A 16,212-nucleotide genomic window follows, 5' to 3' on the forward strand; every position below is an offset into this window, starting at 1 on the left:
AGATGACCACCCAGACCCAGACCCAGGGCCAGACCCAGACCCAGAGCCAGACCACCAGTGCGTTCGAGCTTCCCGAGGGCCTCGCGGCCAAGGAGGACCCGAAGCTGATCGCCGGCGACGAGCGGCACTTCGCTGCCATCGCGGAGAACCTCGCGCAGACGATCGCCGAACTGTCCGGCCGTCTCGACGCCGAACGCAGGGCGCCAGGCGGCGCCGGCCGGGGCGCGATGGACCGGGACGTGGAGATCCACCGGCTGACCGGTCGCCTCGGTGCCCTGCGCCGCTTCGGGCTGGACCTGTGCCTCGGACGCATCGTCGGCGCGGACGACCCCGAGCCCGTGTACATCGGACGCGTCGGCCTCACCGACGACACGGGCCGCCGGCTGCTGGTCGACTGGCGTTCCCCGGCGGCCGAGCCGTTCTTCGCCGCGACCCATGCCGACCCGATGGGTCTGGTGAGCCGCCGCAGGTACCGCTGGAACCGGGGCCGGATCAACGACTACTGGGACGAGGTGTTCGCCGCCGACGGGTTCGAAGGACACGCCGCGCTCGACGACCAGTCCGCCTTCATCGCCACCCTGGGCGCCAACCGCTCGTCCCGCATGCGCGACGTGCTGGGCACCATCCAGGCCGACCAGGACTCCGTCATCCGCGCGGGTTCCCCCGGCGCCCTCGTGGTCGACGGCGGCCCGGGTACGGGCAAGACCGTCGTCGCCCTGCACCGCTCCGCCTACCTCCTCTACTCCGACCCCCGGCTCGGTCACCGCCGCGGCGGCGTCCTGTTCGTCGGCCCGCACCGGCCCTACCTGGCCTACGTCGCCGACGTGCTCCCCAGCCTCGGGGAGGAGGGCGTACAGACCTGCGTCCTGGGGGACCTCGTCGCGGAAGGAGCCACGGCGAGGGAGGAGACGGACCCGGAGGTGGCCGCGCTGAAGTCCTCCGCGGAGCTGGTGAAGGCGATCGAGGCGGCCGTCGGGCTGTACGAGGAGCCGCCCGCCGAGGCCATGACGGTGTCGACCCACTGGGACGACATCCCGCTCAGCGCCGCCGACTGGGCCCGGGCGTTCGAAGCGCCCGAACCGGGTACCCCGCACAACGAGGCGCGCGAACAGATCTGGGAGGAACTCGTCGGGATCCTGCTGGACAGGAACGAGGGCGAGGTCTCGCCCGAGGTGTTCCGCAGGTCGCTGCGGGAGAACAAGGACCTGGTCACGACCCTCAACCGGGCATGGCCGATGCTCGAAGCCACCGACCTCGTAGGGGACCTGTGGTCGGTCCCCGCCTACCTGCGGATGTGCGCCCCCTGGCTCAGCCGCGAAGAGGTGCGCGCGCTGCAGCGCGCGGACGCCCACGCCTGGACGGCGTCGGACCTGCCGCTCCTGGACGCGGCGCGGCACCGGCTCGGCGACCCGGAGGCGGAACGCCGCAGGCGACGCCGCGAGGCCGCCGTCGCCGCCGAGCGCGCACGCCGGGCCGACGTCATCGACAACCTGCTCGATGCCGATGACGACGGTGAAGGCGCGGTGACGATGCTGCGCGGCCGGGACCTGCGGGACAGCCTGATCGACGAGTCGGCCGTCCCGTCCGGCGTCGAACCGGACCGGCTCGCCGGCCCGTTCGCGCACATCGTCGTGGACGAGGCCCAGGAACTGACCGACGCGCAGTGGCAGATGCTGCTGCTCCGCTGCCCGTCCCGGAGTTTCACCATCGTCGGGGACCGCGCCCAGGCCCGGCACGGGTTCACGGAGTCGTGGCGGGAACGGCTGGAGCGGATCGGACTCGACCGGATCGAGGTGGCCTCCCTGAGCATCAACTACCGCACTCCGCAAGAGGTGATGACGCAGGCCGAGCCGATCATCCGGGCGGTGCTCCCGGACGCCAATGTGCCGGCCTCGATCCGCAGCAGCGGCGTCCCGGTCGTCCACGGATCCGTTGCGGAGCTGGACTCGGTCCTCGGCGCCTGGCTCGCCGAGCACTCCGAGGGGACCGCCTGCGTCATCGGCACAAGTGACGGCGCGGCCGCTACGTTCCGGGCGTCCACGCCCCGAGTCCGGTCGCTGACACCGGAGTTGTCGAAGGGCCTCGAATTCGACCTGGTCGTCCTCATCGACCCGCAGACGTTCGGGCAGGGGGTCGAAGGAGCCGTCGACCGGTACGTCGCGATGACCCGGGCGACCCGGCAGCTCGTCGTCCTCACGAGCCCCTGACTGCCCGGGTGGCCCCGTCGCACCGCGCTGACCAGGGTTTAATCATAGGATATTGACAGTTTGTCCCTATTTGGTAATCTTGGGCGTTTTGCTGGAAAACGCCGTGCGGGCGGGTCAAAGTGTGGGTGCCCGGCAGCAAGTCGGGTAACCGCACGTCCCTGAGGTGACATCTCCATGTCTGCTTCTCTCACCAGCCGCCGCGTCCTCGCCACCGCCGTGGCCACCGTCGCCGTCCTGGGCTCCGCCGCCCTGCCGGCCGCCGCCGCCACCCACGGCCACGGCCAGGGCAAGACGGGCAAGCACTCCACGATCATGATCAGCAAGGTGAAGTACGACAGTCCGGGCCGCGAAGACCGCTCCAACCGCAGCCTCAACGGTGAGTGGGTCGAGGTGAAGAACACCGGGAAGAAGACCGTCGACCTGCGCGGCTACACGCTCACCGACAAGCAGGGCAACCGCTACCGGTTCCACAGCCTGAAGCTCGCCGGGCACGACACGGTCAAGGTCCACACGGGCAAGGGCAAGGACACCCTCCACGACGTGTACCAGGGCCGGACGAACCACGTCTGGGACCAGCGCGACTCCGCTACCCTGCGCAACGACCACGGCCAGATCCTCGACAGCAACAACTGGGGCAAGGCCAAGGGCCACGACAAGGTCAAGGCCCACGGCAAGGCCAAGAGCCACGGCAAGGCAAAGAGCCACGCCAAGGCCCACGGCAAGACCAAGAGCCACGCCAAGGCCAAGAGCCACGGCAAGGCTCAGAACCACGGCATGGCCCAGAGCCACAACAAGGCTCACAAGCAGGGCACCCACCACGGCGACCGCTAGTCACCGTACGGCCCGCAGGACACCGCGGGCCGATGCGCCGGGCCCCCCGACCACCAATGGGAGGGGGGCCCGCCCGGCGGGCGGGCCAGAAACGGGGGCGGCCCCTTCCCCCCCCCCCACCCGGACGCCCCACAACACCGCCGCACCCGCCCCGCCGTGGGCGGGGCCCCCCCGCGTCTCGCGGCCATGATCGGGGGCGGCCCGATGCCCGACCGCCGACCGGCTCGCCGCTCACCTCGGCCGGACGGTCCCGCCGTTCGTCGGCGGGTAGCCGGGTTTCGCCGGGACCGACAGCCGTGCCGGTGGTGAGGGCAGCGGGGGGAGGGCCGGCTCGTACAGCCAGGCCGAGAGCAGCCCGTCCACCGGCGCGGGCGCGTACCGGGCCACGTGGGCGGTGAAGGCCACGGTGCTCACCACCCCGTGGCGGTGCGAGGTGGCCCAGTCGCGCAGCATGCGGAAGAACGCGCCGTCGCCCAGGGCGCAGCGGACCGCGTGCACGGCCAGCCCCCCGCGCTCGTACAGGCGGTCGTCGAACATCAGCTTGCGGCCCGGGTCGGCCAGGGTGAGGTCCTGCGCCTGCGAGGCCAGCAGCCGGTGCGCGGCGATCGCCAGCTCGTGCGCGGTGCGGCCGCCGGAGCGTTCCGACCAGAGCCATTCGGCGTACTTCGCGAACCCCTCGTTCAGCCAGATGTGCCGCCAGTCGGTGATGGTCACGCTGTTGCCGAACCACTGGTGCGCGAGCTCGTGGGCGATGAGCCGCTCCGAACCGCGTACGCCGTCCACGTGATTGGTGCCGAACAGGGAGAGGCCCTGGGCCTCCACCGGGACGTCCAGCTCCTCGTCGGCGACGACCACCGCGTACTCGCCGAACGGATAGGGCCCGAAGAGCTCCTCGAACAGTTCCATCATCGCTGGCTGTCGCGCGAAGTCCCGGGAGAACCGCGGCAGCAGGTGGGCCGGCACGTGGGCGCTCTGCGGAACGCCGCCCAGCCCGGGGTCGCCGAGCAGCACCGTCTGGTGCATGCCGATCGAAAGGCCGACCAAGTAGCTGGAGGTGGGCGCCGGCTGCTCGTACACCCAGGTGGTCGTGGAGGCCTTCGTCGTCCGGGTGAGCAGCCGCCCGCCGGCCACCACCGTGTAGGCGGACGGGGTGTTGACCGAGATCTGGTACGAGGCCTTGTCGGCGGGCCGGTCGTTGCACGGGTACCAGGAGGGCGCGCCGACCGGCTGGCTGGCCACCAGCGCGCCGTCGGTCAGCTCCTCCCAGCCCAGGCCGCCCCAGGGGCTGGTCACCGGCTTGGGATTGCCCACCCAGTGCACGTCCACGGTGAAGGCGGCTCCGGCGGCCAGCGGCTTGGCCGGCCGGATGCGGAGCTTTCCGCCCCGGTGGGTGAAGTGCGGCCGCCGGCCGTCCACCAGGACCCGGCCTATTTTGAACTCGGCCAGGTTCAGGTGGAACTCGGCGAGCGCAGCACGCCCGGCGATCGCGCTCAGCCGGGCCGTCCCGGCCAGCCGGTTGGGGCCGGGACGGTATTCCAGAGCGAGTTCGTACCGGTGCACGCGGTAACGGGGGTCACCATTGGCCGGGAAGTACGGGTCCGATGCCGCTGTGCTCTGGCCGTTCATTGCCGCTTTCCGCTCCCTGCGCCGTACTCGGGTCCTGCGGCGTGCACGGGCCCTCTCAGGTCCGCCACGCCTCGATCGGGTTGCCCAGCCAGCGCGTGTCGGCGGGGACGGACTCCCCGGCCATCACGAGAGAGGCGGGACCCAGCGTGCTGTGGGCCCCGACCGTGCTTCCGGGCAGGACGATTCCGCCCGGCCCCAGGGTGGAGCCCTCACGGAGGACCACAGTATCCGTCCTCAAGATCCGGTCGTGGAAGAGGTGCGTCTGCAACACGCAGCCGCGGTTCACGCTGACCGCGTCGCCCAGCGTGACCAGGTCCGTCTCGGGCAGCCAGTAGCTCTCGCACCACACGCCCCGGCCGATCCGGGCACCGAGCCCGCGCAGCCACAGGACCATCAGCGGCGTACCGGGCACCGAACCCGCCAGCCACGGCACGGCCAGTACCTCGACGAAGGTGTCGGCCAGCTCGTTGCGCCACACGAAACCGCTCCACAGCGGGTGCTCGCCCGCCCGGTGCCGGCCCACCAGCAGCCACTTCGCGGCCACCGAGACCACGCACGCGGCCACCCCGGCGACGAGCAGGACCACACCCGACAGCAGCGCGGTTCCCCAGACCCCCAGGGCGGTGCGCGTGCTCAGCGCGCACAGCGCCGCCACGGTCAGCACGGCCAGCGCCGCCGAGCAGAACACCGGGACGAGCCGGCACAGCTCCACCAGACCGCGCGCCCACAGCAGGTGCGCGGGCGGGTCGTAGGTGCGGCTCTGGTCGGCCTTCGCGGTCGAGCGCGGCAGCTTGACCGGCGGCAGGCCCAGGTACGAGCTGCCCTTCTTGGCCTTCTTCGGAGTCGCCGACAGGACGCCGACCAGCCCCCCGTCGGGCACGGTACGGCCCGGTGCGGTCATGCCGGAGTTGCCGAGGAACGCCCGGCGGCCGATCTCGGAGTGCCCGATCCGCATCCAGCCGCCGCCCAGTTCATAGGGAGCGGTCAGGGTGTCGTCGGCGAGGAACGCGCCCTCGCCCACCGTGGTGAGGCTCGGCAGCGCCAGCACCGTGGACACCTCCGCGCCCCGGCCGATCTTCATGCCCAGCAGCCGCAGCCACACCGGGGTGATCAGCCCGGCGTACAGCGGGAAGAGGGTCTCCCGCGCCAGGTCCATCAGCTGGGTGACCGTCCAGGCCTGCCAGCCGATCCGGCCGTGCGTCGGGTGGACCCCCGTACGCAGTCCGAGGCTGAGCAGGCGTACGCAGACCAGCAGCGGCAGCGCGTACGCGAACCCGTAGGCGAGGGCCCCGGGCACCACGGCGAGCAGCGCTCCGCGCAACGCCTCGGCCAGGCCCGCGTCGGCGGGCACGAACAGGCCCACCACGAGCAGGGCCGGCAGGGCGGCGAGCACGGGCAGGGCCGTGAGGCACAGACCCGTGGCCCCGTACACGGCGCGCCAGGGGAGCGAGCGCGGCGGCCGGTGCCCCGGCCAGTTCCGCTTGGCCTTGCCCAGCTTGACGGCGGGGGCTCCGGCCCAGCGCTGGCCGGTGGGGATCTGCCCGGTCACGGCGGAACCGGGGGCCACCTCGGCCCGCTTGCCGACCCGCGCACCGGGGAAGAGCATGCTGCGGGTGCCGACCACGGCGCCCGCACCGACCTTGACCGGGCCGATCACCAGCCGGTCCCCGTCCAGCCAGTGCCCGCTGAGGTCCACCTCGGACTCCACGGCGCAGCCGCGGCCGAGCTTGAGCATGCCCGTCACCGGAGGCAGGGCGTGCAGGTCCACCTCGGGGCCGACCTTGGCGCCCAGAGCCCGGGCGTAACGTTCCAGCCAGGACCCGGTGAGCGAGGTCGCGCCGGAGTACTCGGCCAGCCGCTCGGCCGTCCACAGCCGCAGGTGCACGCTCCCGCCGCGGGGATGGCGTCCGGCCTTCACCCCGCGCAGCAGCAGGCGCGCGCCGCCGGCCGAGATCGCGAGCCGCCCGGGCGGGCTGAAGAGCAGCGCCGCCCCGGCGGCGACGAGCCACCACGAGGCGGTGGGAGCCCACGGATAGGGCCCGAACCAGTGCAGTACGTTGCCCAGCGCCAGCAGCGGCACCGACCAGCGCAGACCGGTCAGCGTGTACAGCGGGATCAGCAGGAGCGACTGGATCACCTTGGCCCGGAGCGGGACGGGCGCGACCTCCCGGGCCGTGCCGTCGTCCTGCGCCGACTTCTCCAGGTGCCGGGCCAGCTTGCGCAGGACGGGCTGCTGGTAGATGTCGAGAACGGCCGCGCTCGGGTAGCGGGTGCGCAGCCGGGTGGTGAGCTGGGCGGCGGCGAGGCTGTTGCCGCCGATCGCGAAGAAATCGTCGGCGGCGCCGGACACCGACACCCCGAGGGTCTCGCTCCACTGCTCGGCGAGCCAGGCCTCGGTCCCGTAGAGCTGCTCGGAGGGGCCGGAGGTCTCCAGGTCGGGCAGCGGCCACGGCAGTGCGCCCCGGTCCACCTTCCCGGAGGTGCGGGTCGGCAGCTCGGTGACCGGCGCGAGCAGCGGCACGAGGGCCGCGGGCAGCTCGGAGCGCAGCCGCTCCACGGCCGCCTTGTGGTCCCAGCCCTCCTGGGTGACCAGGTAGCCGACGAGCAGCTGATTGCCGCTGCGGGCGGTGCGGACGGCGGCGGCCGCGCCGGCCACCCCGGGCAGGGCCTGGAGCGCGGCGTCCACCTCGCCCAGTTCGATCCGGCGGCCGCCGAGCTTGATCTGCTCGTCGCCGCGGCCCAGGAAGACCAGCCCCTCCGGTTCCGCGCGGACCAGGTCGCCGCTGCGGTAGGCGCGCTCCCAGCCCAGGGATTCCAGCGGGGCGTACTTCTCGGCGTCCTTCTCGGGATCGAGGTAGCGGGCCAGACCGACCCCGCCGATGACCAGCTGGCCGCTGCCGCCCATGGGCACGGGCTCGCCGGACTCGTCCACCACGACCAGCTCCCAGCCGTTGAGCGGAAGTCCGATCCGGATCGGCTCCTCGCCGGTCAGCAGCGAGGCACAGGCGACGACGGTCGCCTCGGTGGGGCCGTACGTGTTCCAGACCTCGCGGCCTTCGGTGACCAGGCGCTGGGTCAGCTCGGGCGGGCAGGCCTCACCGCCGAAGATCAGCAGCCGGACCTCGCCCAGGTCCTCGGCCTCCCACAGCGCGGCCAGCGTCGGCACCGTGGAGACCACGCTGATCTCCTGCTCCGCCAGCCAGGGCCCGAGGTCGGCGCCGCTGCGCACCTGGGAGCGGGGGACGGGCACGAGGCAGGCGCCGTAGCGCCAGGCCAGCCACATCTCCTCGCAGGAGGCGTCGAAGGCGACGGACAGCCCGGCCATGACCCGGTCGCCCGGTCCGATCGGCTCCTCGGTGAGGAACAGCGCGGCCTCGGCGTCCACGAAGGCGGCGGCGCTGCGGTGGCTGACGGCGACACCCTTGGGCTTGCCGGTGGAACCGGAGGTGAAGATGATCCACGCGTCGTGCTCCGGGCCGGGCCGCGCGGCGGATACAGGGATCTCCGCGAGCCCGGTGACCTCGATGCGCTGACCGGCGCCGAGCACTGCCCGTACCCCGGCTTCGCCGAAGACCAGCTCCGCCCGCTCGTCCGGGTCCTCGGCGTCGACGGGCACGTAGGCGGCGCCCGCGGCGAGCACCGCGAGGATGGCCACGTACAGCTCGTTGGTCCCGGACGGGACGCGTACGCCGACCCGGTCGCCGAGTCCCACCCCGGCGGCCCCCAGGGCGCGCCTGCGGCGTTCGACCTCCGCGGCCAGCGCGCGGTAGGTCAGCCGGGTGGAGCCGTCGTCCAGGGCGAGCTCGTCGGGGTGCGCCCGGACGGAGGACTCGAAGATGTCGACGAGGGTACGGGTGGGGGCGGCGGGCCCCGCGGAGAACCGGGCGGACTTGCCGGACTCCTCGTACACGTCCCCCATGTCCCCGTCGTCGAGCAGGGTCGATTCACCGCGCTCAGGTGTTGCTGCCATCGGCCCTCGCGTTTCGTTCCCGGAAACGTCCGGGTCGCCGGTGGAGCCCGGGTCTGCCCAGGTTGTTCCGGTCCAGCGCCAACACAACCGGCCAGTCTAGTGCGCCCTCAAGGATCTTCGCGCTGAAGTCTTGCGTGTGGCGGAGAAGAGACGGTAAGCGGAACTCTCCGCGCCCTCGTCACGCCCTCGTCACCCCCGGGCCGTTCCTCTGCCGCCATCCATTCGGTGTTCGACGAAGTTTTGCGGCACTCTGGGTACATGAACGACGTGCCGGCCGGAAAATCGAACGATGCCCCCGCCCCCGCGGCGCGCCTCGCCGCCCTGGCGGCGGCGCTGGCCGACGAGACCCGGGCGGCCATCTGCATGACCCTGCTCGAAGGCCGCGCCTGGACCGCGGGCGAGCTGGCCCGGATCACCTCGGTCGCGCCGTCCACCGTCAGCGGCCATCTGGCCCGGCTGCTCGACGCGGGCATCTGCGTGACCGAGCGGCAGGGCCGCCACAGTTACGTGCGGATCGCCGACGCGGCGACCGCCCGGCTCGTCGACGAACTGGCCTGTCACGCGATTCCGGGACGGGACGCCGCGCACGCGGCGCCCGTGGTCTCCGCGCCCGACCCGCTGGCCCGCGCCCGCACGTGCTACGACCACTTCGCGGGGCGGCTGGGCATGGCGGTCACCGACGCCATGGAGGAACACGGACTGCTGCGGACCGAGGGGGCGTTCGAGCTGACCGAGGAGGGGCGCGCCTGGTGCGGCCGGGTCGGCGTCGACCTCGGCTGCCAGGGGCGCAGGCCGCAGGCGAGCTCCTGCCTGGACTGGACCGAGCGGCGGCGGCACCTGGGCGGTCTGGCCGGGGCCCGGCTGTGCGCGCGGGCGCTGGAGGAGGAGTGGGTGGTGCGGCCGCCGGGCGGCGGGCGGGGGCTGGTCGTGACCGGGGCGGGGGAGCGGGTCTTCGGTGAGCTGCTGGGGATCACCCCGGGCGTCTGGACCTGAACGGCTCAGATATTTCGGTCGATGCCGAAATGTTGACTGGGTAGGGTGCGGGTATGAAGTCCCGCCTGAGTCTGCTCTCGCCCGGCGTCCTCACGATCGGCGCCGTCTCCTTCACGGTGCTCGCCTGGGCCTCCGCCTTCGTCGCCATCCGCAGCGCCGGAGCCGCCTACTCGCCCGGGGCCCTGGCCCTCGGCCGGCTGCTGGCCGCCTCGCTGGTCCTCGTGGTCCTGCTGCTCGTGCGGCGCGAGGGCCCGCCGCCGCGCGGGGCGTGGCGCGGCATCCTGGTGTCCGGAGTGGTCTGGTTCGGCGGCTACATGGTCGCGCTGAACTGGGGCGAACGCCTCGTCGACGCGGGCACGGCCTCCCTGCTCGTGAACATCGGGCCCATCCTGATGGCACTGCTCGCCGCCCGCCTGCTGGGGGAGGCGTTGCCCCCGCGGCTGCTGGCCGGCATGGCCGTCTCCTTCGTGGGCGCGGTGGTCGTCGGCCTGTCCATGTCCTCCTCCGGCGGCGGCGGCTCCACCTCGGTCCTCGGGGTCGTGCTGTGCCTGCTGGCCGCCGTGGCCTACGCGACCGGTGTGGTCGCGCAGAAGCCGGCGCTCTCCTTCGGGACGCCCCTGCAGATCACCGCGTTCAGCTGCCTGATCGGCGCGGTGGCCTGCCTGCCCTTCATCGGGCAGCTCGCGCACGAACTGCCCGACGCGCCGCTGTCCGCCACCCTCGGCATGGTCTACCTGGGCGTGGTGCCGACCGCCCTCGCCTTCATCACGTGGAGCTACGCCCTGGCCCGGATGCCGGTCGGGAAGCTGGGCTCGACCACGTACGCCGTCCCGGCCGTCGTGGTGCTGCTGAGCTGGGCGTTCCTGGGCGAGGTGCCCGCCTGGCTGACCCTGGCCGGCGGGGTGCTGTGCCTGGCCGGGGTGGCGGTCTCCCGGAGCCGGCCGCGGGTCGAGGAGGGCGTGGCGGCGTAGGCAGGGCGGCGGACCTCCGGACCTCGGTCAGGGCCGGTCCGGCTCGTCGTACCAGGCGAAGGCCGTGATCCGCCAGCCCTCCGGGGTGCGGACGAACTGGATGGTCTTGGTCCCGCCGCCCTCGAACGGTTCGCCGTCCAGGATCCCGGACTTGCGGTACTCGCCGAACCGCGACGCGATGTCGCCCGCGATATCGGTCCGTTCGCTCGTCTCCCACTCGGAGAACTCGGTCAGCCGCCCGTCGCTCAGCCACCGCTCGCGCGGCTCGATGAACTCCTCCACGGTGTAGACCGTGAGCTTGGCTCCGGTGCTGACGATCAGTCCGCCCGGCAGGACGAGCCGCCGGATCCGGGCCAAGTCGGGAGCCTTTCCGCCCCTGTTGTCGAAGGCGCCGAAGAACTCGGCGGTCACCAGGTCGATCTCGGTCTTGGACATGGCGGGACCGTAACACGCCCCCTCAGCGCGTCCCGGAGGCCAGCGCGGCCAGGTACTCCTCCAGCAGCCGTGCCTGGCGGTCGGGCGGGAACGCCGACGGGTCGAACAGGGCCTGCACCACCAGGCCCAGTACGAACGACTGCGCGCCGGCCGCCATGTCGGCCGGATCCCCGGCGGGCAGTTCGCCCACCTCCTGGGCCGCGGCGACCAGGTCGCGCAGCTTGTCGCGGCTCCGGCCGTACTTGCCGGCGTAGTCCTCGCTCAGGGCGGGGTCGGAGAGCGCCGTGTCCCAGGAGGACACCCAGATCCGGTTGCGGTCGGTGGCCGGTCCCGTCAGCGGCAGGATGTCCAGCAGCGCGGCCCGCACGGCGGCCAGGCCCGGCCCGGCGGTGCGCCGGGGGCGGGCGGCGCTGCGCTGTTCGAGCAGGTCGAGGGCGTGCGCGACCAGATCGCGTTTGGCGGGGAAGTAGTGCGTCAGCAGACCGGTGGTCGCGCCGAGCTCGGCCGCCACGGCGCGCAGCGTCAGGCCGGCGAAACCGTGCGCGGCCAGCACGCGCCAGACCGCCTCCGAGACTTCGCGGCGACGGGCTTCGTGGTCCCCCTTGGTACGTGGCATGCTGCTACCGTAATAGTCATAACGCTTGTTGTGTGAATGGGGTCCTCGTGTTCTCTCTCCCGCTGCGGGACGACGCCCGCCTCCGCCCTCTTGAGACATGGCACGCCGAGGAGTTCGCCGCCCATATGGACCGGGCCCGCGAACACATCCGGCCGTGGGTGGGCGCGGGGTTCATCACCACCGGCGTGGACGGGGCGCGGGCCACGCTGGGCCGGTACGCCGAGCGACAGGCCGCGGACGGTGCGCGCATCCTCGGCATCTGGCGGGGCGGCGTACTGGTCGGCGGAGTGATGTTCGTGTCCTTCGACGCCGCCTCGGGCTCCTGCGAGGTCGGCTGCTGGCTGGAACCGGCGGCCGAGGGCCACGGCCTGGTCACCGGAGCCTGCCGCGCCCTGCTGGACTGGGCGTTCACGGTCCGCGGCGTGCACCGCGCGGAATGGCACTGCCGCGCCGACAACGAGCGCAGCTCCGCGGTGGCCGAACGGCTCGGCATGACCCTGGAGGGCGTACGGCGCGAGGCCTGGCCCTACGGGGGCACCCGCCACGACAAGCAGGTCTGGGCGGTCCTCGCCCCAGAATGGCGAACCGTCGCGGGTGACCACCGCTAGCGCAGGGTCAGGGGCGGATCCCGTCGCAGGCGATCCGCAGGTGCCGGGGCCCGCGCAGCACCGCGTTCTGCCGGTAGGGCGGCGGGTCCTCCAGCAGCCGGGGGTTCTCCAGCCGCCGGGCCAGCTCGCTGAGGGCCAGCTGGGCCTCCAGCCGGGCCAGCGGCGCGCCGAAGCAGCTGTGGATGCCGCTGCCCAGGCCCAGGTGCTGGATGTCCTTGCGGTGCGGATCGAAGCGGTCCGGATCCTTGAAGCGGACGGGGTCCCGGTTGCCGGAGGCCAGGATCAGCCACATCGAGGAGCCCTTGGGGATGGTGACCCCGCGGACCTCGATGTCCACGAGCGGGGTGCGCTGCGGCAGCAGCTGCACGGGCGGCTCGAACCGCAGCAGCTCCTCCACCAGCGGCACGGCCAGCCGGGGCTCCTGGCGCAACTGCCCCAGGACATCGGGATTGCGCAGCAGCGTCAGCATGCCGTTGGTGATCAGGTTGACCGTGGTCTCGTGGCCGGCGATCAGCAGCAGGGCCGCCGTGCTGAGCAGTTCCATCGTGGACATGGACTCGTCCGGGCCGTGTCCCACGGCCAGTTGGGAGAGCATGTCGTCGCCGGGGTTCTTGCGCCGCTCCTCGATCAGCCCGGCCAGGTACATGCCCAGCTCCATCCGGGAGTCATGGGTCTTGCGCTGCCGTTCGGCGGGATCGGAATCCGGATCGGGGTCCAGGCTCGCCGCGAGGGTGTCGGCCCAGACGTGGAAGCGGGCCTCGTCCTCGCGCGGCACGCCCAGCAGCTGGCAGATCATCGTCACCGGGAACGGGTACGCGAACTGGTCCACCAGGTCGATCTCCCCGGTGTCGCCGAGGTTGTCGATGAGGCCCGTGACGATGGAGGCGAGACCGTCGCGCATCCCGTCGACGCGGTGCGGCGAATGCGGCGGGCCGAAGGGCCGGTTGGTCATCCGGCGCAGCCGGTCGTGCTCCGGCGGGTCCAGCTTCAGGAAGCTCGGCGGCAGCGCCGTGGCCTCCTCGTCACCCCCCTCCGCCAGCGGGTCCCCGGCCGTCGCGGCCAGGTTGCGGGAGTCGGAGCTGAGCCGCGGGTCGTGCAGCAGGCTCTGGATGTCGTAGTAGGTACTGATGACGTACGGCCCGGTCCCGTCGTGGAAGACGGGAGTCTTGCGCAGCTCCTCGTACAGCGGGTACGGGTTCGCGCGGTTGGCGTAGTCCAGGATCTGGCTCAGGATGCCGTGGCTCATGGCGGGTCCTCCGTGGGCGTGCGGGTCAGTGCCCGGCGGGGGTGAAGGTCGCGATCCGGCGGTCGGCCGGCGAGTACCCGCTGAGGGTGATGGTCGGGCCGTGCGTGGGGATGGACGGGTCGGGGAAGTCCGCCGGGATCGGCCGCTGCCCCTCCGGGCGGCGGTCGACCGTGGTGAACGGCGGCGGGAAGGGCGCGGTGCACTCGATCTGCTTCTCGTAGAACTGCAGCCAGCGCGCGTTGTCGAAGGTGACGGCCCCGATGATCCGGCCCTGGTAGCCGTAGACCCCGGTGAACCGGCGCTCCGCGCGCGACCCCTGGGTGATCATGATCTCGGTGCCCATGGAGGGCACGCCGACGGACTTGATGTTCACCCCGAACTGGGAGGACCAGAACGAAGGCACCCACAGGTGCGGACGGCGGTCCGTGCTCTCGCTCAGCATGTTGTGCGCCGCGATCTCGGCCTGCGCCACGGCGTTGCCCCAGTGCTCCAGGGACAGGAACTGGTAGCCGAACAGCGCGTGCGGGGAGCGGGCCACGTCGCCCGCCACGTAGATGTCGTCGGTGACGATCCCGCGGAGGTCGAAGGCGCGGCAGCCCGCGTCGCAGGCGATGCCGCGCGGGCCCGCCCCCAGCCCGGAGCCCATCAGCCAGTCGGTGTTGCGCTGGGCACCGAGGGACACGACCACCACGTCGCACTCCAGCGTGGTGCCGTCGGACAGGTGCGCGGCGCGGACCCGGCCGGTGGAATCGCCCTCCAGACCGGTCACCATGATCCCGGTCCGCAGGTCGACGCCGTTCTCCCGTTGGAGCTCGGCGGCCACGGCCCCGATCACCCCGCCCAGGGCTCCGACCAAGGGTCCGTCGCCGCGTTCGGCGACGGTGACCTCCAGCCCGCGCTCCCGGCAGGCCGAGGCGATCTCCGAGCCGGTGAACCCGGCGCCGATGACCAGGACCCGGCGCGGTCCGGCATCCAGCGCCCGCGCCAGGCCCGCGCCGTCCTCGCGGGTGCGCAGCGTGAACACCCCGTCCAGCTCGCCCTCGGCCTCGTTCGGCCAGGGCCGGGCCCGGACCCCGGTGGCGATCAGCAGGCGGTCGTACGGAACCTCTTCGCCGTCGGCGAGCTTGACCGTGCGGGCCGCCATGTCGAGGCCGGTGGCCGCCACGCCCAGACGCCACTCGGCGTCGATGTCGAGGCGCCGCGGGAGCCGGGTGCGCTCGGCGGTGGCCTTGCCCAGGAGGACCTGCTTGGACAGGGGCGGGCGGTCGTAGGGCTCGTACGGCTCGTCGCCGATCAGGGTCAGCGAGCCGGCGAAGCCCTTCTCCCGGATGGTCTCGGCGGCGCGCAGCCCGGCCAGCGAGGCGCCGACGACCACGATCCGGCCGGATCGCTTGAGCTGCTCCAGGGCGGTGTCAGGCATCGGGTGCCTCCCCGCTGTCCTTGGTGGTGGCGGCCGTGGCGGCCAGGTCCAGTTCGTCCACGAGGATCGCCTGTACGGGACAGGCGGCGACGGCCTGGGCCAGGCGCTCGCGCTGGGCCTCCTCGGCCTCCGGGTCGTAGAGCAGTCCCTCGTCCCCGTGCATCGCGAAGACGTCGGGGGCGAGGAAGGCGCATTGCGCGTATCCCTGGCACCGGTTGAGATCGACGACGAGCCTCAGCAAGGTGTGGTCCTTTCGGTGCCCCCCTCGGCTTCCCGCACCAGCCTGCGGGCCCGCGAGGCCGGGGGCCCGTCCGGCACCGCCGTTGGAGTGAGAGCGCGGGCGACGGGTCAGGCGCCCCGGGGGCGGGCGCGGCCCGAGCGCAGGATGTACGAGCTCACGAGCGCGGCCCAGGCCGGGAAGACCAGCTCGGACCACGGCAGCGAGGAGCCGACGACGAGCAGCACGAGCGCGGCCAGCCATCCGGTCATGATCAGCGGACGGGGAAAGACCCCGAGCCTGCGGCCGGTCGTGGAGGTCGCGAAGACGAAGACGGCGGCCATCCGCATCGCGTACGTGGTGAGCAGCGTGTAGGAGAAGTGGCGGCCGAACTCCTGGGGCTGGTCGGCGTCCAGCACCGTCCCGGCCCCGGCGGCGGCGCCGAAGAGGCAGGCGACGAAGACCAGGCCGCTGCCCAGGAAGACGGTGGAGACGAACCGGTCCTCCCGCTCCCCGGCGTGCGCGCGCAGCGCGCCCATGAACCAGAGGAAGGCGATGCCGGCGAACGGTACGAGTTCCACCGCGGTGGACATCGCGTCCCGCTGGCCCGAGGTGACCTCGACCGTGGCCGCGCCGCCCCCTTCGGGCAGGGCGAAACGGGCGAGCACGATCGCCCCGGCCAGCAGGGCGGCGAACACGATTCCCGCCAGCCCCGCGGCCCGGGGGGTGCTCAGGCTCTGTCCCGGAGAGGTCCCCGGATCTCCTTGCGTCATGCGTCCAGCAAGCCGGGGGCGGGGCCGGGGTGCCAGTGGGGCCGCGCGGCCGGGTGACGCGGGGGCCGGACGCCTGCCCTCAGACCGTCCCTTCCGCCCCGGGCGTCACTTCCGCCCGGTCCAGCCGGTCGATGTTCCACATCGGCAGGCTCCGGAAGAAGTCCACGGCCTCCGGCCGCCAGTACGGGGCCCAGGACGCGGGGGGGGCGGGCGCCCCCGGCGCCGCAGCGGGCGGTGGCCCCGCCCCCCCCCCCCGCGCGCCGCCCCCGCCGGCCCCCCCGCCCCGCGCGCGCGCTGGC

At 72.9% G+C, this 16,212-nt stretch carries 13 protein-coding genes; 5 read left to right on the top strand and 8 right to left on the bottom strand.

Features of this window, described 5'->3' with window-relative positions; all coding sequences use genetic code 11:
- Positions 1-2 precede the first annotated feature (2 nt).
- Positions 3-2,207 (top strand): RNA polymerase recycling motor ATPase HelR, encoded by a 2,205-nt coding sequence (gene helR / locus ACFXDJ_RS23595; protein WP_384661753.1) that lies wholly within the window; start codon positions 3-5, stop codon positions 2,205-2,207.
- Positions 2,208-2,381: 174 nt separating this feature from the next.
- On the top strand, positions 2,382-3,038 hold the full coding sequence (locus ACFXDJ_RS23600; RefSeq protein WP_384661751.1) for a lamin tail domain-containing protein: 657 nt from the start codon (positions 2,382-2,384) through the stop codon (positions 3,036-3,038).
- Between the two features lie 231 nt (positions 3,039-3,269).
- Here the strand turns inward: ACFXDJ_RS23600 and ACFXDJ_RS23605 are convergent, their stop codons facing one another.
- Together ACFXDJ_RS23605 and ACFXDJ_RS23610 are read right to left on the bottom strand one after the other, a co-directional pair.
- Positions 3,270-4,664 carry a M1 family metallopeptidase gene (locus ACFXDJ_RS23605; RefSeq protein WP_384654694.1) on the bottom strand — a complete coding sequence of 465 codons (1,395 nt, stop codon included), beginning with the start codon at positions 4,662-4,664 and terminating at the stop codon, positions 3,270-3,272.
- Between the two features lie 55 nt (positions 4,665-4,719).
- Entirely contained in the window at positions 4,720-8,634 is a 3,915-nt protein-coding gene (locus tag ACFXDJ_RS23610) for a Pls/PosA family non-ribosomal peptide synthetase (RefSeq protein WP_384654692.1), read from the bottom strand.
- A gap of 258 nt (positions 8,635-8,892) precedes the next feature.
- Between ACFXDJ_RS23610 and ACFXDJ_RS23615 the strand changes: the two genes are divergently transcribed.
- Positions 8,893-9,627, top strand: a complete 735-nt coding sequence (locus tag ACFXDJ_RS23615) for an ArsR/SmtB family transcription factor (protein ID WP_384654689.1) — start codon at positions 8,893-8,895, stop codon at positions 9,625-9,627.
- A 53-nt stretch (positions 9,628-9,680) separates the two neighbouring features.
- Positions 9,681-10,598, top strand: a complete 918-nt coding sequence (locus ACFXDJ_RS23620; RefSeq protein WP_384654686.1) for a DMT family transporter — start codon at positions 9,681-9,683, stop codon at positions 10,596-10,598.
- A 27-nt stretch (positions 10,599-10,625) separates the two neighbouring features.
- Here the strand turns inward: ACFXDJ_RS23620 and ACFXDJ_RS23625 are convergent, their stop codons facing one another.
- The gene (locus tag ACFXDJ_RS23625) at positions 10,626-11,033 is read right to left on the bottom strand and encodes a DUF4440 domain-containing protein (RefSeq protein WP_384654683.1); all 408 of its coding nucleotides are present in this window, start codon (positions 11,031-11,033) and stop codon (positions 10,626-10,628) included.
- A 22-nt stretch (positions 11,034-11,055) separates the two neighbouring features.
- The gene (locus ACFXDJ_RS23630; protein ID WP_384654680.1) at positions 11,056-11,649 is read right to left on the bottom strand and encodes a TetR/AcrR family transcriptional regulator; all 594 of its coding nucleotides are present in this window, start codon (positions 11,647-11,649) and stop codon (positions 11,056-11,058) included.
- A gap of 47 nt (positions 11,650-11,696) precedes the next feature.
- On the opposite strand from ACFXDJ_RS23630, the gene ACFXDJ_RS23635 reads away from it, so the two are divergent.
- Positions 11,697-12,257: a GNAT family N-acetyltransferase gene (locus ACFXDJ_RS23635; protein WP_384654677.1), complete on the top strand. Its 561-nt coding sequence runs from the start codon at positions 11,697-11,699 to the stop codon at positions 12,255-12,257.
- 7 nt (positions 12,258-12,264) lie between these two features.
- On the opposite strand, the gene ACFXDJ_RS23640 is transcribed toward ACFXDJ_RS23635, so the two are convergent.
- The 4 genes from ACFXDJ_RS23640 to ACFXDJ_RS23655 form a co-directional block, all read right to left on the bottom strand.
- The gene (locus ACFXDJ_RS23640) at positions 12,265-13,503 is read right to left on the bottom strand and encodes a cytochrome P450 (RefSeq protein WP_384654675.1); all 1,239 of its coding nucleotides are present in this window, start codon (positions 13,501-13,503) and stop codon (positions 12,265-12,267) included.
- Positions 13,504-13,528: 25 nt separating this feature from the next.
- Positions 13,529-14,923 (bottom strand): NAD(P)/FAD-dependent oxidoreductase, encoded by a 1,395-nt coding sequence (locus tag ACFXDJ_RS23645; protein WP_384654672.1) that lies wholly within the window; start codon positions 14,921-14,923, stop codon positions 13,529-13,531.
- Positions 14,916-15,161: a ferredoxin gene (locus ACFXDJ_RS23650; protein WP_384654699.1), complete on the bottom strand. Its 246-nt coding sequence runs from the start codon at positions 15,159-15,161 to the stop codon at positions 14,916-14,918. Before ACFXDJ_RS23650 ends, ACFXDJ_RS23645 begins: the two co-directional genes overlap by 8 nt.
- Before the next feature lie 110 nt (positions 15,162-15,271).
- On the bottom strand, positions 15,272-15,913 hold the full coding sequence (locus tag ACFXDJ_RS23655; RefSeq protein ID WP_384850207.1) for a hypothetical protein: 642 nt from the start codon (positions 15,911-15,913) through the stop codon (positions 15,272-15,274).
- Positions 15,914-16,212 lie beyond the last annotated feature (299 nt).

The organism is Streptomyces sp. NPDC059443, assembly GCF_042750105.1.
Classification (GTDB): domain Bacteria; phylum Actinomycetota; class Actinomycetes; order Streptomycetales; family Streptomycetaceae; genus Streptomyces.